At 56.3% G+C, this 20032-nt stretch carries 10 protein-coding genes and 1 tRNA gene; 7 read left to right on the forward strand and 4 right to left on the reverse strand.

Annotated elements, in window-relative coordinates; genetic code table 11:
* Positions 1–13: 13 nt before the first annotated feature.
* Together HNQ64_RS18455 and HNQ64_RS18460 are read right to left on the reverse strand one after the other, a co-directional pair.
* Positions 14–12418: a GEVED domain-containing protein gene (locus HNQ64_RS18455; RefSeq protein ID WP_184211425.1), complete on the reverse strand. Its 12405-nt coding sequence runs from the start codon at positions 12416–12418 to the stop codon at positions 14–16.
* A gap of 96 nt (positions 12419–12514) precedes the next feature.
* Positions 12515–13249, reverse strand: a complete 735-nt coding sequence (locus tag HNQ64_RS18460; RefSeq protein WP_184211428.1) for a PEP-CTERM sorting domain-containing protein — start codon at positions 13247–13249, stop codon at positions 12515–12517.
* A 200-nt stretch (positions 13250–13449) separates the two neighbouring features.
* On the opposite strand from HNQ64_RS18460, the gene HNQ64_RS18465 reads away from it, so the two are divergent.
* Positions 13450–14712, forward strand: coding sequence for a glycosyltransferase (locus HNQ64_RS18465; protein WP_184211430.1), 1263 nt, complete (start codon positions 13450–13452; stop codon positions 14710–14712).
* Positions 14713–14783: 71 nt separating this feature from the next.
* Here HNQ64_RS18465 and HNQ64_RS18470 read toward each other — a convergent pair whose 3' ends face one another.
* Positions 14784–15017, reverse strand: coding sequence for a ferredoxin (locus HNQ64_RS18470; RefSeq protein ID WP_184211432.1), 234 nt, complete (start codon positions 15015–15017; stop codon positions 14784–14786).
* Positions 15018–15215: 198 nt separating this feature from the next.
* On the opposite strand from HNQ64_RS18470, the gene hemQ reads away from it, so the two are divergent.
* The 6 genes from hemQ to HNQ64_RS18500 all read left to right on the forward strand — a co-directional run bounded on the left by hemQ (position 15216) and on the right by HNQ64_RS18500 (position 18750).
* Positions 15216–16028, forward strand: a complete 813-nt coding sequence (gene hemQ / locus HNQ64_RS18475; RefSeq protein WP_184211434.1) for a hydrogen peroxide-dependent heme synthase — start codon at positions 15216–15218, stop codon at positions 16026–16028.
* Positions 16029–16059: 31 nt separating this feature from the next.
* The gene (locus HNQ64_RS18480; protein ID WP_184211436.1) at positions 16060–16311 is read left to right on the forward strand and encodes an addiction module protein; all 252 of its coding nucleotides are present in this window, start codon (positions 16060–16062) and stop codon (positions 16309–16311) included.
* On the forward strand, positions 16296–16607 hold the full coding sequence (locus tag HNQ64_RS18485) for a type II toxin-antitoxin system RelE/ParE family toxin (RefSeq protein WP_184211439.1): 312 nt from the start codon (positions 16296–16298) through the stop codon (positions 16605–16607). Before HNQ64_RS18480 ends, HNQ64_RS18485 begins: the two co-directional genes overlap by 16 nt.
* Positions 16608–16658: 51 nt before the next feature.
* The gene (locus HNQ64_RS18490) at positions 16659–17441 is read left to right on the forward strand and encodes a thiazole synthase (protein ID WP_184211441.1); all 783 of its coding nucleotides are present in this window, start codon (positions 16659–16661) and stop codon (positions 17439–17441) included.
* Positions 17442–17526: 85 nt separating this feature from the next.
* Positions 17527–18585 (forward strand): class I SAM-dependent methyltransferase, encoded by a 1059-nt coding sequence (locus HNQ64_RS18495; protein ID WP_184211443.1) that lies wholly within the window; start codon positions 17527–17529, stop codon positions 18583–18585.
* A 79-nt stretch (positions 18586–18664) separates the two neighbouring features.
* Positions 18665–18750 (forward strand) — tRNA-Tyr (locus HNQ64_RS18500).
* Positions 18751–18836: 86 nt separating this feature from the next.
* Here the strand turns inward: HNQ64_RS18500 and purT are convergent.
* Positions 18837–20018, reverse strand: a complete 1182-nt coding sequence (gene purT / locus HNQ64_RS18505; protein ID WP_184211445.1) for a formate-dependent phosphoribosylglycinamide formyltransferase — start codon at positions 20016–20018, stop codon at positions 18837–18839.
* Between the last annotated feature and the right edge of the window lie 14 nt (positions 20019–20032).

Raw genomic sequence — 20032 nt, forward strand, 5'->3', positions numbered from 1 at the left:
TAGAAAGACCGACTTAAGGCTGCACTAGGAAGAAGCCACGGAAAGGCTCCAACAGTTTTTCCTGGCCCAGGTCCGCAGCGGCGGTATCGCCCTCGCGCAGCCACGAGGCTCCTGTCGGAGACATCTGAAGATAGAGGTTATCGTAACCCGACTGCGCACGGTCAGCGTCTGACATCAATAACCGTATCCGAGTTGCAACCGCCGGCTCTGCTGCCATTGGGAACCCAGCATCAGCGGTCAGTCCCAACTCCACCAGAGTTGTATCCACCACGCGCTGAGAGCCGATGAATCGAGCCCCAGATTCAGGCCTGAGAGCTGAGGTTATGACAGGCACTTGTCCCGCCACCACCACACTCACGTCCTGGGCGCGCACCTGCACCAGCACAGCTTCATCGTGGCCCAGCGTCACGGTTTGTCCCAGAGCTTCGGTCCAGCCTGCCGCGCCTGGTAGAACAGGCACAAAATCATGACTGACGGCATCATACCTCAGAACTCGATCTGTGGTGTCCACAGAGCTGCCTTGAGCAAAAAGATCCACGGGCAGCAACGCATCCAGACTCCACACAGCACGCAGGGCCACCCGAGCGCCCTGCATCCCCGCAGGCAAGGGAGCCGCCACCGTCACCCGGTCCCCATCAACCTGCGTCACGGCAAACTGATCCCCCCCATGAGGGCCATCCAGAACTTCCAGTACAGCAGCAGCTTCTAGGGCAATTCCTGAAAGTGTTTTTAAGCGCAGGCTGCGATCCCCCACGGCCTCATTGACAAGCCCTGCATACAACTCCGGCTGCTGAAGCGGCATGGAGAAACTGCGAGTGCCTTTCCCCAAAGTTTCACGACTGAACATCCACCCAGGCGTCACTGCAGCAGCTTCCGCTTGCCCATCCAGATTCGCATCCAAAGAAACCTTCAAACGAACCAAGCCTCTGGCAGCTCCGGCAAATAAACGGTTATCCACCTGAGCATAACGAAGGGTTTGTTCACCTTGTGAATTAAACGAGCCTTCGGGAGAAACACCTACCGCCGACCAAGTCTTTGCATCTTCACTCACCTCCAGAGTCAGCTTTATGTCACGCCGCCCGGACATCGGCAGTGTCACCACCACATCCACAGCCCCCGTCGCAGGCTGAGTTTCCAGTTTAAACCGACCTGCACCACTCGCACCGCTGGCAGGGTCTGTACCCAGCGCATACTCCAGAAGATTGGGGTAGAGGTCAGCGTCTGGATTGTCCATCGGTCCACCTTGGTCACCCAGACCATAAACTTCCTCCCATGAGGCAAAGGTTGTTACGCCAGCAGAAAGGTCCGTCTCCAAGACAACCGTCTCCACGGGTGGAGGGGCGCTTTCACGCATTGCCAAATTAAAGCTCGAGCAATCTAGACACTCCAACCCAAGGTCAAAGGTGAGATCCGTATTCGCATCCAGGCCTTCATCATCCGCCATGCCGTCCGCCCCTGATTCAGCCGTGCCCGCTGCGAGTTGCCCTGGCACGATGGTGAAAACGGCTGTGCTCGCGCCATTGGTCACGGGCGAGTTATTGTAGAGCAGCTTCTGCCCCAAATTATCATCCCCGGAACTGACCTCTGACAAGGGCGTGGCCCACTGCAAGACTCCACCGTATTCAAACTGAATAGCGGCCAGATGCAGGAAGTAAGAACCGGGATTTAAATCCGTCAGCAAGTAACGGCCACCTTCATCAGAGATGGTCGCACTTACCGCTTCGTCCACATTCACGTCTGCCCCTGCTTTAAAGATCTGCACGTAGGCGTATTCGATACCTTCATTTGGATTCATCCGGCCATCACCATTGATGTCCATGAATACACGGTTACCGATAGCCAAGGGAGCCCATAGACCAAAGTCCACCGTGTAGTTGGTATCCGCGTCCAGATCCCCATCGGCCACAGATTCGCTTCCAGGTTGCAGCGCGATGATAGGGCTGAATAAAGCCGTGCCCACTCCCCCAGGCTGTGCACCGTCATTGTTACCATCCACATTGTTATCAGATGTGGCAGGCACCCCACCACTGTGAGTGTATCCCACAGGTGGGGTGACTTTCACATAGTAGTTTCCAGGAGGGAGATTCGTAAAACTGTAGGCTCCATTGGCCAGCGTGGTCAGGCTTGATCCTACCTGCGTATCCGCAGCACCACCCGTGCCGCCGATCGCATTGTCCGTCCCTGGTCTAAATAACTGCACAGTAGCCCCCGGCACGCCATTTTCGCCAGCTTCCAGCAGACCATTATTATTGTTATCCAGCCACACACGATTCCCCAACGAAAGCCCGCCCATGACAAAGGAAAGCGACCTCGTGGCAACACAGCCATTCGCGTCTCGGGCCTGCACTGTGAAAGTGCTGCCTGTTTGAGCCGTCGGCACACCTGAGAGCAGCCCTTCAGGGCTCAAAGTTAGCCCTGCTGGCAGAGAGCCCGAAGTAACCGACCACTGATAAGGTGCCGTCCCTGAACCAGCACTCAACGTGACATTGTAGGCAGTCCCCAGATACCCCAAAGGTAGGCTCGTCGTTTGAACGACGACTGCCGGACAAACAGGAGTGAGCGCAAAAGCGCGAGTGCCTGTGCAGCCACGTGAATCCACCACCCTAACAATAAAGGTCGAAGAGCTTATCGAAACTGGCGTTCCACTGATGACGCCGCCGTTCCCCAAACTTAGCCCTTGAGGCAGGGCCCCAGAACTCAAGGTATAGGTATAACCAGCCACACCGCCGGAAGCACTCACGCTTTGATTATAAAACACCCCTGTTACAGGTGCGGGCAGGGAAGAAGGAGTGAGCGTGATCGCCGGGCACGTGGGAGTGACCGTATAACTTTGAGTGGCGACACATCCATAGAGATCTGTCACCCGCACCACGAAAGACACGGCACCCGCCTGTGTGGTTGTCCCTGAGATCAATCCCGTGTCCGTAGCAAGGGCCAGCCCCGTTGGCAGCGTCCCACTGGCAAGAGCAAACGTGTAGCCTGCCGTGCCACCTGTTGCCGTGATGGATTGACTGTAGGCGCTGCCCACCACTGGCGCTGGCAAAGTCGTGGGCCCCACCACAATTGCAGGGCAGACAGGAGCCAGAGAATATTCCCGAGTCAACAGGCAACCATTGGCATCGGTAGCCAGCAGCGTGAAACTGGCAGGAGTCGTGTTCGTGGCTTTTCCTTGCAGGACACCCGCAGGACTCAAGGTGATGCCCGCAGGAAGGGCACCCAGCATGAGATTGAAAGTGTAAGGGGCCGCACCTCCGGTAATCGAGATGCCTTGCTCATACGTCATGCCCACCACAGGCACGGCCAAGGTAGCCGGAGTCATGGTCAAAGTGGGGCAGTTCACCCTAACCAACGTATCTTCCACTTCACCCGTCCCTGCGGCTCCCGTTGGGCCAGGATTCTGTACATTGGTCAATCGCACACGCACACCGCGCAGTCCTGGTTTGGCGGCCGCAGGCGTCGTGAAATCTAAGTTACGAACCAACCCATTGGAGCCCGTAGAGATCAGGGTATTCGTGGCGATTTGTTCCCCCGCATCGGCAAAGCTGCCGTTGCCATTGAAGTCCACCCACGCATTTAGATAAGCGCTGGCACCAAGATTGTTGGTCAACATGGCCGTGATCGTGCCACTGGCCCCCTGATTTAAACTGCTAGGCACCGTCACCCCATCTTCATCATCACTGCCTGTCGCATCATCACCTGTGGCGGCTGAATTTCGTGTGGAAACATACTCTGTATCCGCTAACGCACCCAGACGCAGGTTGCTACTGGCGATGCTAGACGCATCTGCTGCTCCGTCCCAGTCACCAAAGTCAGTCGTCGGCACTGCGATGGTGGTGGTGTAATCCTCCACCTCACCAAAGCCAGCCGCACCCGTGCTCGCCGCATTTGAAACATCCGTCAGGCGGACTCGGATCCCAATCGTCGAGCCTGTCACCGCTGTGGCAGGCACGGTCAGTGCCACATTGTGGGTGATGTTCGACTGCCCAGTCACAAACAGCACATTGGTCGCCACCTGCTCCCCCGCATCGGTAAAATTGCCGTTGTTGTTGAAGTCCATCCACACATTCAGGTAGGCGTTATCTCGGAAAAGATTCGTCACCACGACGGGAATCGTCGCAGGCGCACCCGCCACAAAGGCAGGCAGCGTTGCCCCATCTTCATCATCCGCGCCCGTATTGTCATCCCCAGTCGCAGTGGCATTCAGCGTCGAGACATATTCCGTATCCGTCAGGTAACCCAGTCGCAAACCTTCATTGACGGTGGAAAAGGCATCCCCAGCACCGCTCCAGTCGCCAAAGTCAGACGGTGGCACTGAGATCAGCACGACATAATCTTCCACCTCCCCCACACCAGCGGCCCCAACGGGAGCCGGGCTTTGCACATCCGTCAGGCGGAATCTCACCCCGAGCGTCGTGGTCGTCACAGCACCTGCTGGCACGGTGAAAGTCAGATTTTGAATGGCATTTGTCGTGCCTGTGGGGATCACAATGTTAGTCGCGATTTGCTCACCCGCATCCAGCACATCCTGATCGGCATTGTAATCAATCCAGGCATTCAAATAAGCGGGCACACCACGGTTATTGGTCACTTGCACGGGAATCGTCGCTGGAGCACCAGCCATCAGGAGCGGGATAATCGCACCATCTTCATCATCCTCACCAGCAAGGTCGTCCGCATTCGCAGCCGCATTGCTGATCACTAAAAACTCAGCATCGGTCAAAGCGCCTAACCGCAAGTTTGTATCTCGGGTGCTGACTGCGGATGCAAGCCCGGAGTAATCTCCAAAATCAGTCGTCGGAGCCTGGATCGTCACGACATAATCTTCCACTTCGCCCACACCACCCGCGCTCCCGGTGACACCCGGCGAGGCCGTAGTCGTCAGGCGGAACCGCAGTCCCAATGGCGTTCCTGTGGCAGCCGTGGGTGGGATAGCTAGGTTCAGATTGATCACACTGCCGTTGCTGCCCGTAACCACCGCGCGGTTCACCAGAAATTGCTCTCCGGCATCCGTCAGCACCCCATTGTTATTCAGATCAATCCACGCATTCAGGAAAGCACCAGATCCAGTCGTATTGGTAACGGTCAATGGAATTACCACCGTCTCACCTGCGGTCATGGAGGGTAGCACCACTCCATCTTCATCATCCACCCCCACCGTGTCATCCCCCGTCGCTGTGGCATTCCGGTTGGAGACGATTTCAGCATCCACCAGTGCCCCTAACTTCAAATTATTACTCATGCCATTCGAGGCATCGCCCAGCCCACTCCAGTCACCAAAATCATGCGTCGGCGCGATGATGTTAGACACATAGTCCTCCACCTCCCCGGCCCCTGCAGTGCCAACCGCATTTGGTGAACTGACGGAAGTGAGGCGGAACCGAAGCCCCACATTGACGCCCGTGGTAGCACTGAGCGGCACCGTGCCAGTCAAATTAAAGGTCACATTATTGCTGCCATTTGCCACCACCACATTAGTTGCAATTTGTTCCCCCGCATCCGTCAAAGAACCGTTGTTATTGAAGTCCGCCCAGGCATTTAGAAACGCACTGGACCCACGATTATTCGTGATGACGACTGGGATGGTGTAGGTCCCCCCCGCCGCTATAGCAGGCAGCGTAACCCCATCTTCATCATCACTGCCCGTCGTGTCATCGCCCGTGGCCGCAGCATTCGTGCTGCCAGCGAATTCCGCGTCCACGAGAGCTCCCATTTTCAAAGTTGTCTCGACCGTGCTGCTCGCGGGTAAAAAGCTGGCATAGTCTCCAAAATCAGTCGTGGGAGGTGCAATCGTGACGGCATAGTCCTCCAGTTCCCCCACGGCCAAGTTGGCTCCCACGGGCCCCGGCGAAAGTGGTGCCGAGAGACGAAAACGCACCCCTACCTTTACCCCGGTAATCGCATTGGCAGGCACCGTGAAGTTGATGGGAATCGTTCCATTGCTCGTTCCAGTCACCACATTGATGTTACTCGCCACCTGCTCACCAGGATCGGTCAAAAGACCATTGTTGTTAAAGTCCACCCACGCATTCAGGTAGCCCAGCGCGCCCGTCGTATTCGTCACCAGCACGCTAGCAGCCACAGGTCCTCCAGCCGTGAAAGCAGGCAGTGTGACACCATCCTCATCGTCTGCGCCGGTGACATCATCTCCAGTCGCCGTGCCATCGCGAGTGGAGGCAAATTCAGCATCAATGGTTAGTCCCATTCTCAGGCTTGGACTTACCCCCTGAGAAGCATCCGCAAAACCACTGTAGTCCCCAAAATCAGTCGTTGGCGCAGCTACCATCACCACCCCATCCTCCACCTCGCCGTTGCCGACGCTTCCTACAGAAACCGCGCCCGACACATCCGTCAATCGCACTCGCGATCCTAGATTGACCCCCGTCAGACTCGTCGCTGGCACGCTGTAGTTTAAATTCATCACAGCATCCGTCACGCCTGCGTTCACCACTGCATTGGTGATCACCTGTTCTCCGGCATCTGTCACCACCCCATTGCCATTAAAATCAATCCATGCATTGATGTAGGCCACTGCACCTGTCGTATTCGTCACCGTGGCTGTCATGACCGCAGGAGCCCCCGCGATCATGGAAGAAAACGCCACCCCGTCTTCATCATCGGCCCCGGTGCTATCATCACCGGTAGCAGCCGCATTCACCGTGGCCGAATACTCGGTATCAATCACCGCACCAAGACGCAGTCCCGCCAGGCGATTGCTGCTGGCCGAACCAAACAAAGAGAAATCCCCAAAATCGGTCGTAGGCGCATCAATCGTGACGACATAGTCTTCCACCTCACCCGTCCCCCCAGCGCCGCCCGTGCCAGGACTGGCCAGTTGTGAAATGCGGAATCGCGCCCCTATCGCAGTGCCTGTGACTGCATTAGCTGGGATCGTTAGACTCAGGTTCTGCACCCCATCCACGGTGTTGCTTGCCAGGCTGGAATTCGTCAGCACTTGCTCACCGCTGTCAGTGAAAGAACCGTTGTTATTGAAGTCCATCCAGGCATTCAAATAGCCGACTGCCCCCGTCGTATTGGTGCGCACAATGTTGATCGTCACTGGGGCACCTGCGATGAGAGCTGGGAAAGTGACCCCATCTTCGTCATCCACGCCCGTCACATCATCGCCTGTCGCAGCAGCATTCGTCGTCGCCGCATACTCAGCATCCACAGAGGCCCCCAGACGCAGCCGTGAATCCGCTGTATTGGATACCGTCACTCCGCGATCCCAGTCGCCGAAATCCGTAATGGGTGCCAGGATAACCACCGCGTAATCTTCCACCTCACCCACTCCTGAGTCCCCGGTAGGTCCGGGTGCAGAAGCGGAGGTCAAACGGAAGCGTGCACCAATGTTGGTGGCGGCAGTGACCGCATTCGTCGGCACCGTAAAGTCTAGACTCAGGGACAAATTGTTAGATCCATTGGAAACAGTGAGAATACTCACGATTTGCTCACCAGCATCCAGCAAATCTCCGTCATTATTAAAATCAATCCAGGCATTTAAGAAAGCGGTGCTGCCCGTAAGGTTGGTAACTGGCACGGACAAAGTCACGGGCTGCCCAGCGGTCATGGCGGGGAAAGTCACTGCATCTTCATCGTCACTCCCCGTGGTGTCATCCCCAGTCGCGATGCTATTCAATGTCGCCGCAGGCTCTGCATCCACGGCTGAGCCTAACCGAAGGTTCATACTCGCCGTGTTCGATGCCTGGGCAAAACTGGCATAGTCACCAAAATCTAACAAAGGTGGACTGATCATCACCGCATGATCTTCCACCTCCCCGTTGCCATCCGTCCCATCCGTTCCGGGGCTGCTGACACTGGTCAATCTCACCCGCAGAGCGCTCGCACCGAGTGAAGCCGAAACAGGGACCGTAAAATTCAGAACGCGGGCCACATTCGCCGAACCATTTGCCACAGAGACATTTGTGGCGATCTGCTCACCTGCATCATTGAGGCTGCCATTACGATTGAAATCAACCCAAGCATTCAGCAGTGCCGAAGATCCAGTAGAATTGGTCACCATCACCGTAATGCTGCTCGCTTTGCCTTGTTCCAAAAGCGCTGGCACGACAACGCCATCTTCATCATCACTGCCCGTCACATCGTCTCCTGTAGCCGTCGTGTTGGTGGTCGCTGTCGCTTCTGCATCCGTCAAGAGACCGATCCTTAAAGTGGTATTTGCGACACTCGATGCACTCGGGAAAGCTGTGTAATCTCCAAAGTCTAGGTTAGGCAGCACCACCAGTGTGACGCTCATATCCCCCCGACACCCCACAGCGTCCGTCGCACGCACCGTGACAGAAATACCACTGCCATTGGAGGTGGTCGGCGTGCCACTCAAGACACCGCCTTCGCTCAAAAGCAATCCCGCAGGCAATGTGCCACTCACCACAGACCATGTGTAAGGTGCACTCCCTCCCACAGCTCCAAAAGTATGGGTAAAGAACTTCCCCACCGTCGCACTCCCAGGGGTGCCGCTCACGTTGATGGCAGAACAAGAACGGAAACCAAAATCGATCGTTAAGTCCGTATTGCTATCCGTATCACCATCAGTCGTCGGCTCAGTCCCTGCGACCAGAGAGATCAAAGGGCTACGCACAGGCTGCCCCTGCTGAGTCTGGATGCCGTTATCATCACCGTCCTGACCATTGTCCGCCGTATCCGTCACGGTGCTGCTCAATGGGTAAGCGGCAGGTGGAGTCGGGATGTAGAGGAAATATTGCCCAGGAGACAAATTCTCAAACGAGAACAATCCCCCGCCAGCGGTGGTCACCGTTGCAGCGGGAGCTGCTGTGAGTGGATCTTCCCCCCCCAAAAACAAACGAACTTGGACCCCATTGATGCCGACTTCGCCACTGTCCTTGATGCCGTCATCATCCACGTCATACCACACCAGATTGCCCAGCTTCATGGACGGGGCCGCTCCAGGACAGGCCGCACCATCGGAGTTAGAAACACTCGGGCCCGTTCCCACAGCGGTCAGCGAACCATTTAAAATGCCATTCGTGCGATTGAAAACATACAGGGTGTCCTGCACCCCAGAGCTACCCTGGCTGCCATAACCATAAGCCAATCCGTTGGCATCGATCACCATTGAACCAAAAGAAGAAACCGTCGCCGCAGCCACACGCGTGCAGACACCTGTGCTCGCATTGATTTCGAATAAACCTAACTGCGCGGTATCCACAGTATTGTAACCGTAAATCTTCGTGCTGAGAGGGTCCCAAACAATGTCACCAAAATTGCCTGTCACGGGCAGCCCTGTGCTGGCATACTTACACACCACACCGCTGCCGACGAGACTCGCCGACCCCAGATCAATCGTGTAGAGAGTAGTGGTCGAGTTACTGAACAAATTTAAAATCATCTGCCCAGTCGTCAGCGCAGTGGCACCAGACCACTGGCCACTGCTTCCCGGTGAGGGCAAGCCATCGATCACCCCCATGTCCACCAACGTCCCCAGCGAGTTCACGCGGTAGAGGTGGTTGCCGTTCTGGTCCACACAGTAGAGGTAGCCTCCATAGGCAGCCAATCCATTCAGCTTCTTACCGCTGAAAATGAAGATGGGTTCCAGCGTTTGGCCCGTGCCGATGTAATACAACGTCGTGTCCCATATGCCAGAGCCCGCGCTTGTCTCCGCGTTCTGCATGATGTAGAAGCGGTTATCACACACGAAAGGCGAACCCACGTTAGCTACAAAACCAAAGTCTATCGTGTTATCCACGTTGCCACCGCCGGTGCTCCCTGGCTCTGCCCCCACGGCCAATTGCACCACACCACTGTAGGCTGATGTGGCAGAGCCTCCAGGCTGTGCACCATCATTGTCTAGGTCTTGACCATTGTCCGTACTATCCACCACCGAGCTTGATCTCGAAAGCGGCGGCGTCGGCACCTTCACAAAGTAGCGTCCCGCCGTGAGCCCCGTGAATCCATAGACACCCCCACCCGCCGTGACGGTCGTGGCCAGCTTCGTATCTGCATTCACCCCCGTTCCGCCGATCAAGTTATCCTGGCCTGGAGACCACAGCTCCACCTGCACATTGTTAATGCCGCTTTCGCCTGCATCAAAGAGGCCATTGTCATTCGCATCATTCCACACCAGATTACCTAACCCTAAGTTAGGTGAAAGAGTCAGTGTGTAATCTTCCACCTCACCTGTGCCATCGTTACCATCAGGTCCCGGGCTGCTCACGGAAGTCAATCGCACCCGCACGGCCACCTGCCCCACTGCAGCTGTCGAAGGAACTGTGAAATTCAAAGTGCGAGTCGTATTGGTGAGGCCCGTGCTGATTGTTGTATTCGAGGCGATCTGCTCCCCTGCATCCGTCAGGGAACCATTATTGTTCCAGTCAATCCAAGCATTCAAAAAGGCAGTACTCCCCGTCGCATTACTGACCACCGCACTGAGTGATCCTGCCGTCCCTTGCTGGACACTCGTGGGAACAGTCACGCCATCCTCGTCATCCGTCCCCGTCGTATCATCGGCCGTGGCCGTTGCATTGGTCACGGCACTCGCTTCGCTGTCCACCAGTGTCCCCAGACGCAGATTTGAATTCACCGTACTCCCAGCAGAGGGTAAACTGGAGTGATCCCCAAAGTCCAAAATCGCCGCCGTCAGCGTCACTAAATAATCCTCCACTTCACCATTGCCGGATGCTCCGACAGGCCCAGGGTTACTAGTGGAAGTCAGTCGAAAACGCGCACCTGCCTCGCCCAAAGAAGCCCCAGAAGGCACATTGAAGGAATACGCCTGATTGATCCCATTGGTGCCCGTTGCCACCGTTTGATTCACGATGATTTGCTCTCCAGAATCGGTCAGGACGCCATTGCGGTTAAAGTCAATCCAGCCATTCAGGTAGGCCACTGCGCCGGAAGTATTCAGCCGCTTCACCACCACACTGCCCACACTACCCGCCGGCATTGTTTCCTGGAGAGTCACCCCTTCTTCATCGTCAATGTCATCAATGTCATCCCCATTCGCTGAGTCTGAAAGACGTGGTGCTGCCTCCGTATCATTTTCATTCCCCAGTCGCAGTGTCGTATTCCAGGTACTGCTAGCAGAGCCAAAGCCTGAGTAGTCACCGAAATCCTGCGTACTACCGGCCGCTAAGTCAGTAAAAGCGATCGCGTGAGGTCCGCTCAGACTGGTGGTGATCGTCCGCACAGCAGCGCCTGTGGAGCTAAACACATGGAGTTCATCCTCACCATAGTCCACCACATAGAGGTTGCCATCAGGCCCCCACTTGATCCCGGTGTAAGGATTGGACCCAGCATCCAAGGTCACAAAAGTCGTGCGTGTGCGTGTGGGGAACTCCACGGCATCCACTCGCCCAGTAGTACTGGTGCTCACGTTCACATACAACCGCCCATCCGGCCCCCAGGCCAATCCACGTGGGCTTTCACCCGAAGGCCAAGTGGCGATGGTGGACTGCAACACCCCTGCAGAACTGTACAGCAACAATTTCCCACCGGAAATATTCTGCGTCACATACATCTGCCCGGTGCTGTCAAAGACCAGCCCCGCAGGATTATTGGTGGTCAGCACCGTGGACATCACCGCTCCGGTCGTTTGGTTAAAACGCAGCACATTGTCCGCATTTTGGTTCGCAATGAAGACACTACCATCGGGACCTACCGCCATTTGATAAGGGAAATTTAAACCACTGCCAGAAGACACCAAAGTCCCCAAATAAGCACCCGTGAATGGGTTGTACTTCGTGATCGTATTTGATGAACCATTGGCAACCAAAAAGGTATTGTCACTGAGACGATACCCATAGTTAGGCGCACTCAAACCGGTAGGTGTCCAGGTGGAAAGGTGCGCACCATTGGCCCCACTAAACCGGCTAATTGTATTATTGTTGTAGTTCACCACCACCAGGGCGAAACCGGGTGTGATGGTCATGAGATGATCCTCCACTTCACCGATACCATCTGCGCCACCCGGCCCAGGGCTACTGATGCTGGTAAGGCGCACACGCAGCGCAATGTTTCCGGCAAAAGCCGTCGTAGGCACCGTGAAATTCACGGTGCGGTTCAAGTTCGACGTTCCGTTACTGATCGTCGTATTCGTGGCAACCTGCTCTCCCGTATCCGTCAGCACGCCGTTGTTATTAAAATCAATCCAGACATTCAAATACGCCGTCGAGCCGCGTGTATTGGTCACATTGATAGTTAGACTGGAAGCCGCCCCCTGCATCAGCGTAGCAGGAAAGGTCACCCCATCTTCATCATCACCTCCCGTGACATCATCACCACTAGCAGTCGCATTCACCGTCGCTGCCGTCTCTGCATCCACCGTCGCACCCAGTCGCAGCGTTGCATTGCGCGTGCTGCTTGCGCTCAAGAACGAACTGTAATCGCCGAAATCTGAAGTCTGTCCCTGCAAGCCTCCAGCAATCACGAGAAGACTCAAAAACACGAAGGTCCCCCGGAGACGCCAAAACCGCGCCCAAAGAGCACGGCCATTCCTCTTAGGTGATGAAGAAAATCGCTGGATCATGCCGGGGCTCCTCGATCAACGAATGGAAGGCTGCTCACGGGTGCGACGCCGACGCAGCAGGACACCCAGTGCCGCCACACCAAAAAGAACGGAAGATCCAGGTTCCGGCACAGGAACCAAGCTCGTCTGAATCGTATAATTTTGCCCCCCGCCCGTCGTCCCATTCAGTCCGCCGTAGATGGCTTCGTCCGCATCGGCGAGCTGCCACTCATACGAGGTCGAAGATGGCTCTGCCGGATCTGGGAAAGCCCAATCATCGGCCACATCGCCCAGCCCAGCCCCATCGGTGACCAGCGCCCACTCTGTCCCCACCTCACGGTTCTTGGTGTTATACACCCACAAGTAAGCCACTTCTCCCTGAGCAAACACACTGAGAGGGTCTGCGTCTGGCGAGGCTGAGCCACCCGTCGCGGTGTGCTCGGCAGTCCCGACATAAAATTGCAGCAGCGGTTCCCACCCTTCAGGATCGCCATCATTGGGATCCGCAGGAGTCGGATCATAAGCGCGATCAAACACCTTCCAGTTTGCCGCCCAGTCATTGAAGTTAGAGGAAGTCGGCACAAACCCGTTGGCAAAGGAGCCGATTTCGAAGGAGAAATTTCCATCCAGTTCCTGACCATTCGAATCAAACAGCAGATCTTGGAAATCACTGCTCCAGACGATGGTGCTCGCGGGGGACGACATCGGTAAAGCCAAAATAGACCAGGCAGCACAGGTGAGAAGCAGGCGACGGACGAGGCAAGGTTTCATGGCTTGAGGGTCAATAAAGAGGTTTGGAGCAGTCGACTGAGGCCATCACGAAAGGCAGTTACCAAATTCAAAGTTACGAATCCAATGTTTAATTATGGTAATTATCACCAGAATTATAAATTATCAAAAACAAAAGCTAAAAATTAACGAATGAATAATTAATTAGGTTAAATCATTAACACCCAACTTTTTCACCTCGCATGCACGTCGTTCTTCTCCCCTTTGGCAGCGCTGGAGATGTCTTCCCCTTCCTCTGGCTGGGGCGGCACCTCAAAGCCCAGGGCCATCAGGTCACCCTCGTCGTCGCCTGCGTTTTTGAGGAAATCGCCCGCCAGGCAGGACTCGAGGTCCTTCCCATGGGGACTCAAGAAGAATTCGATCAGCTCATTGCCGACCCACGGGTCTGGCAGCTTTATCAGGGAACCAAGCTCGTTTTTGAAACCGCCGGGGCCAAAACACCAGAGATCTTTGCCGCTCTTGAGGCCATGGTTCACTCGGCCAAACCGCCGGATCTCCTCATGGCAGCTTGCACCGTTTTTGGAGCGCGCCTCATCCGCGAAAAATACCACATCCCATTGGTCTCAGTCCACGTCCAGCCTACGGTCATGATCAGCGCTCATGAGCCACCCGTGCTCTTTCCAGGCATGGAACACATGCGCAGGCTCCCCCTCTGGTTGCGACGTTGGTTGGTCCACTTGCCGAATCCGGCAGATCGGTTTGCCGGCCCAGCCGTCCACGCCACTTGCTCAAAACACCATATCTCCCCGCCTAAAAGTCTGTGGTGGGACTGGGCAGACTCACCTGATGGCGTCCTCGCTCTTTTCCCGGAATGGTTCGCCCCAGCCCAGCCAGACTGGCCGGCCAATCTCCTGGTATGGGACTTTCCTCTCGAAGACATTGCCCAAGAGCGCCCTCTAAATCCAGAGGTCACCCAGTTCCTCGCCGCGGGAGAAAAACCCATCGTCTTCACTCCCGGCAGCGCCAATATCCAGGCACGCCGCTTTTTCCAGGTGGCACTGGAAACCGTGACCGCCATGAAGAAACGCGCCATCTTCGCCACCCGGCAGCGGGATCAGCTACCGCCAGATCTTCCTGAGAATGTCCTAGCCGTGGAGTACGTCCCCTTCTCCACCCTCATACCTCAGGCCGCCGCTTTTGTGCACCACGGCGGCATCGGCACACTGTCTCAGGGCTTTGCCGCAGGTGTGCCACAGCTCATCATGGCCATGGCCCATGACCAGCCGGACAATGCCTACCGCTTGAAAAAATTGGGTGCTGGCCTGGGCCTCACACCCCGTACTTTCACGCCTGGGAATGTTCAGGCCGCCCTTCACCACCTGCTCACCCAGCCCTCTTATTTGGCCGCTGCTCAACGCTGCCAAACCCACATGCAACGACGCCCGTCGATCCCACAACTTTTAGATTGGATCGCGGCGCGTAAGTTCCTGCCGAGCAAAAGCTGAGCTCCTAAAAATAAAAAACACAGCCTCGGCCGAGGCTGTGTTCTCAAAAAATCTTCCTGAATGGAGGAAGATTACTCGCCGTCACGACCGATCGCTTCCACCGGGCAGCCAGCCAGAGCTTCTTCAGAAAGCTCACGCTCTTCATCAGACTCAGGCTGCTTATAAACGTAGGAATGACCACCGTCATCGTCACGCTTGAAGTTCGCAGGGGCAGTCTCACGGCAGAGGTCACAGTCAATGCACTGATCGTCCACGTAGTATGCGCCAGCGGTGTTCTGAGGATATTTGTTTTCTGCGTCTGCCATGTTGAGAGTCTCCTAGTCTTGGATTTTGCGGGCCAGATAAATAAATCTCGCCACCGGGGTTTCAATCACTTTTTGCGTTTCCCTGCGCCTGCCCATTGAGCAGGAGGCATTCCAGCGTATGAAGAGAGATGCCAGAGCGGGATTCCGCCCTCTCATTTTGCCACAAAGCCGATTTTTTTAACAACCTGCCAAATCATCATGTCCCCCATCATCCCCCAAGAAGGCTGGATCGTTCAGCACCTCTTTTATCACGTGGATCACGGCTTCTGGGCCGCCCTCACCCCTGAAGAAAAGGCCGAACGCTTTGATCGGTTCAATGCCACCGTCGAGGCCATCCGGGCACATCCAAAGACGCAACTGCTCACCTTCAGCATGGTCAGCCCCAAGGCAGATCTCGGGGTCATGCTGCTCACACCCGACCTCCAGGATGCGAACCGCTTTGAAAAGGAGCTCGGCCAGGCCTTCGGTCCTGAGGTCCTCAATCCGACCTACAGCTACCTCTCCATGACTGAATGGACTGAGTACAGCGAAAAGGAAGAGGATGCCTCCGCCCGCATCGCCCGCACAGAAAACCTGGAAGTCGGCTCCGAAGCCCACACCGCACGCCTTGCCGAGTGGAAAGGCCACATGGAAAAGTACTTCAATGACCGCCTCTACCCGAACATGCCCGACTGGCAGGTCATGTGCTTTTACCCCATGAGCAAGCGCCGCAACGTCGGCGCCAACTGGTACGCCCAGGAATTTGAAAAACGCCGTGAACTGATGGGCGGCCACGCCAAAACAGGCCGCAAATTCTCGGGCAAGGTTCGCCAGCTCATCACCGGCTCCACCGGCCTCGACAGTCACGAATGGGGCGTTACCCTCTTTGCCCACGACATTTTCCAGATCAAAACCATCGTCTATGAAATGCGCTGGGACGAAGTCACCACCCAATACGGTGAATTTGGCGACTTCTACATTGGCATCCAGCTCAATGGCGAGGAGCTCCTCCAGCGCCTGCTGCTGGCTTGATTTTTCGTCCACCGGGACTATCCATGTTTCCATGAGTGCCGCTTCCATCTCATCTTCGCCATTGCTGGAGTCTGCATTCGCAGTTGTGGCGAAAATGTCGCGCGATGAAAAAGCGGTGCTCCTGGAACGGGTAGAGGCTGAATTGCGAGATGACGCGGGAGTTCCAGATTGGGAGAATCAAGTGGTCCAAGAACGCCTGCGTCTGCTGGATGAGGGAATTTCTATTCCAATTCCGTGGGAAGAAGTCAAAACCCGGCTTGGACGCAAATGGGGAAAAAAATAATTTTCCTTCCAGAAGCTGAAGCTGATCTCGACGAGGCTGCTGAATTTTACGAAATTCAGGAACCAGGACTCGGAGATGAAGTCTTTGACTTTTTATCTGCGCGAATTGACGAATTGGTGACCACTGGCGGCCTCCATTCAATCAGCAGAGGAGCGCATCGGGCAGTCGTCTTGGGCCGGTTCCCGTATTTCACGATTCATTACCGGAACGATCCATCAACCATTACGGTGCTCGCTGTTCTGGACCAACGGCGCGATCCAGAACACAATCTCAACAAGCTACGCGGCCGGATTTAATTTCCATCGGCATCAATAGCCTCCGGCTCCACCAAGTTTAATCCCTTCCCCATGCTCAATCAGCCCCTCACCATCGCCGACCGCACTTTTCAGTCCCGCCTCATGCTGGGCACGGGAAAGTTTGCCTCCGGTGAACTCATGCGTCAGGCCATCATCGCCTCCGGCACAGAGATCGTCACTGTAGCCCTGCGTCGGGCCGATCTCACTGGCAAAGGCGACCCCTTCGCCAACATTCTGGATTTTATCCCCAAGGAAGTCTTGCTCCTACCCAATACCAGCGGTGCCATGAATGCCGAAGAAGCCGTGCGCCTCGCCCGCCTTGCCGTGGCAGCAGGCCTGCCAAACTGGGTGAAGCTAGAGATCCACCCAGATCCCCGTTACCTCCTGCCGGACCCGATTGAAACCCTCAAGGCCGCAGAGGTACTGGTCAAAGAAGGCTACATCGTCCTTCCCTACATCAATGCAGACCCCGTGCTGGCCCGTCGCCTGCAGGATGTCGGCACCGCCACCGTCATGCCCTTGGGCTCTCCCATCGGCTCCCACCAGGGCATCACCACACGCCGGCAGATCGAAATCATCATCTCTCAGGCTACCGTCCCAGTGGTGGTAGATGCAGGCATCGGTGCACCGAGCCACGCTGCTGAAGCCTTCGAAATCGGGGCAGATGCCGTTTTGGTAAATACTGCCATCGCCATCGCTCATGATCCCGCTCGTATGGCCACCGCTTTCAAAGCCGCCGTCGAGGCAGGCCGCGCCGCTTATGAGATTGGTCTGGGAGATCAAAATGACGAAGCCAGCGCCACCAGCCCCCTCACCACCTTTCTTTACCAGTAAATCAGGCCCGCCCTCGCCCCATAGACAGGAGTGACCGCCCAAGGGTCACTAGCCCGTCCATCACCGGCAGGCAGCCTCCCGTCTCATGCACGCCCTCACCGCCCTTTTTTATGCCCTGGAGACTCAGCCCGAGATCCCCTTGGCCACTGCCCAGCGCATCCTTTTCCTCCGCGCCCAGGCCCATTCCGGTCTCGATCCTCTTCGCGAACGCCTCACCTGTGAGCAAACCTGGAAACCGCACGCGGCAGGGCTGGAGCTTCAGGGCATCCGCCACACCCGCCAGGCTGAAGGCCAGTTTGACCTCATCCTCCTCCTGCCAGATCGCCAGCGTGAAAGCATCCTCTCGGACTTTGCTCACGCTCACGAGCTCTTGGCCGAAGGCGGCACTCTCGTCGTCGCCCTGCACAACGACTGGGGTGCGAAACGGATGGAACAGCACCTAGCTGAAGTCGCTCCCGAGGTCAGAACGCTCTCCAAAAATCACAGTCGCGTCTTCTGGGCCACTCATACCTCCCCCTGGAAGACCGATGTCCTCGCGCAGTGGAAAACGAATGGCGCCATGCAGCGCATCCTTGAAGGAAAGTTCTGGTCTCAACCCGGTCTCTTTAACTGGGACCGCGTGGATGAAGGCTCCGCCCTCCTTACCCAGCACCTCCCTCATTCCTTGAGCGGCGCCGTCGCAGATCTTGGCTCAAGCTGGGGTTACCTCAGCGATCACATCCTCCGCCACTGCCCGAATCTCCGCAGCGTGGACATGTATGAGGCCGATGCACGCGCGCTAGAATGCGCCCGGCGGAATACCGGGCTCGTTCCTGTGCCTGTGCGCCCGCGCATCCTGTGGAAAGACGTCACTCAAGGCGTTGGCACTGCTTGTTATGACACCATCATCATGAATCCTCCCTTTCATGATGGCCGTGAGACCAACACCATGCTGGGCCTCAAGTTCATCACCGTCGCTGCCCAGGCCCTCCGCACCACGGGAGACCTCTGGCTCGTCGCCAACAAACACCTCCCTTATGAGAACCTCATGAAGGAGGCTTTCGAGCATCAACGGACCGTGGCCGAGACCCGCAATTTCAAAGTTTTGCACGGCAGCAAACCCACACTGGTGACGCGGCAAGTGAAGAGAAAACCCCGTCGTTAATTTTTCGTTCATGAAAATGCAAAACTCTCTTGCAAACATCGTCAGCAGGTCTTAACTCCACGCCCGCACGAAAGTGAATGGGTAGGTGCCCGAGTGGTTAAAGGGGGAAGACTGTAAATCTTCTGGCTTACGCCTACGCTGGTTCGAACCCAGCCCTGCCCACCATTTTCTATCCTGCGGAAAGCATAAAAAAGCCCGACTCAATGAGTCGGGCTTTTTTGTTATTTGGGCTGATTGAAGGCCCAATCTGATTACAGGCGAATGTCCATGGCCTGGGCTGCGCGGTGGGCTTTGGCGCGGGCTTCATCCACATCCGCTCCACGGGCCAGAGTCACGGCCATGCGGCGCTGACCACTCACAGTGGGTTTACCAAACAGACGCATTTGAGTATCAGGCTCTGCGAGGACTTTATCCAGAGAGCCAAACTGGACCTGGGAGGAATCCCCTTCGACAAGCACCGCGCAGCTCGCGCTCGGGCCATGCTGGTGGATGTTAGGGATCGGCAGGCCTAGGATGGCTCGCACGTGGAGCGCAAACTCCGAAAGGTCTTGGGAAATCAGGGTCACGAGCCCGGTGTCATGAGGGCGCGGTGAAACTTCGCTAAAGATGACTTCATCGCCCTTGATAAACAGCTCCACGCCAAACAGACCTCGCCCGCCTAAAGCCTCCGTGATCGCTCCCGCCATGTGCTCTGCGGCGGCCAGGGCCTTCTCACTCATCGGGTGCGGCTGCCAGGACTCACGATAGTCACCTTTGATCTGCGTGTGGCCCACCGGGGCACAGAAAGAAGTGCCTCCTGCATGGCGCACGGTGAGCATGGTGATCTCATAATCAAAGTCCACAAACCCCTCGACGATGACTTTGCCTTTCCCAGCACGACCGCCCTCTTGAGCATACTGCCAGGAGTGAGCGATATCGGCCTCCGTCTTAACCACGCTCTGGCCTTTGCCGGAAGATGACATGATGGGCTTCACCACACACGGCATGCCGATTTCTGCGATGGCAGCACGGAATTCCTCCTCCGTTTGTGCAAAGATGTAGGGAGAGCTTTTCAGCCCCAATTCTTCTGCGGCCAGACGGCGAATGCCTTCACGATTCATCGTCAGCTTCGCCGCACGGGCCGTGGGTACGACGGTGAAGCCTTCGTTCTCCAGTTCCAACAGTGTATCCGTGGCGATGGCCTCAATCTCAGGCACGATGAAGTTCGGCTTTTCAATTTCAATGAGACGACGCAGCGCCTCGCCATCCAGCATGGAAATCACATGGCTGCGGTGCGCCACCTGCATGGCAGGGGCATTGGCATAACGATCCACCGCGATGACCTCGCAGCCGAGACGTTGCAGTTCAATGACGACTTCTTTGCCCAGCTCACCCGAGCCGAGGAGCATGACTTTCGTTGCCGTGGAGGAAAGAGGGGTACCGATGCGGGACATGCCCCCATTTTGGC

This window comes from Prosthecobacter dejongeii, from assembly GCF_014203045.1.
Classification (GTDB): Bacteria; Verrucomicrobiota; Verrucomicrobiia; order Verrucomicrobiales; family Verrucomicrobiaceae; genus Prosthecobacter; species Prosthecobacter dejongeii.

Coding starts and splice junctions, on each gene's coding strand:
- HNQ64_RS18490 (WP_184211441.1), top strand. CDS start 16,659: ATGCTCAATCAGCCCCTCACCATCGCCGACCGCACTTTTCAGTCCCGC.
- HNQ64_RS18495 (WP_184211443.1), top strand. CDS start 17,527: ATGCACGCCCTCACCGCCCTTTTTTATGCCCTGGAGACTCAGCCCGAG.
- HNQ64_RS18465 (WP_184211430.1), top strand. CDS start 13,450: ATGCACGTCGTTCTTCTCCCCTTTGGCAGCGCTGGAGATGTCTTCCCC.
- HNQ64_RS18485 (WP_184211439.1), top strand. CDS start 16,296: ATGGGGAAAAAAATAATTTTCCTTCCAGAAGCTGAAGCTGATCTCGAC.
- purT (WP_184211445.1), bottom strand. CDS start 20,018: ATGTCCCGCATCGGTACCCCTCTTTCCTCCACGGCAACGAAAGTCATG.
- HNQ64_RS18460 (WP_184211428.1), bottom strand. CDS start 13,249: ATGAAACCTTGCCTCGTCCGTCGCCTGCTTCTCACCTGTGCTGCCTGG.
- HNQ64_RS18480 (WP_184211436.1), top strand. CDS start 16,060: ATGAGTGCCGCTTCCATCTCATCTTCGCCATTGCTGGAGTCTGCATTC.
- hemQ (WP_184211434.1), top strand. CDS start 15,216: ATGTCCCCCATCATCCCCCAAGAAGGCTGGATCGTTCAGCACCTCTTT.
- HNQ64_RS18470 (WP_184211432.1), bottom strand. CDS start 15,017: ATGGCAGACGCAGAAAACAAATATCCTCAGAACACCGCTGGCGCATAC.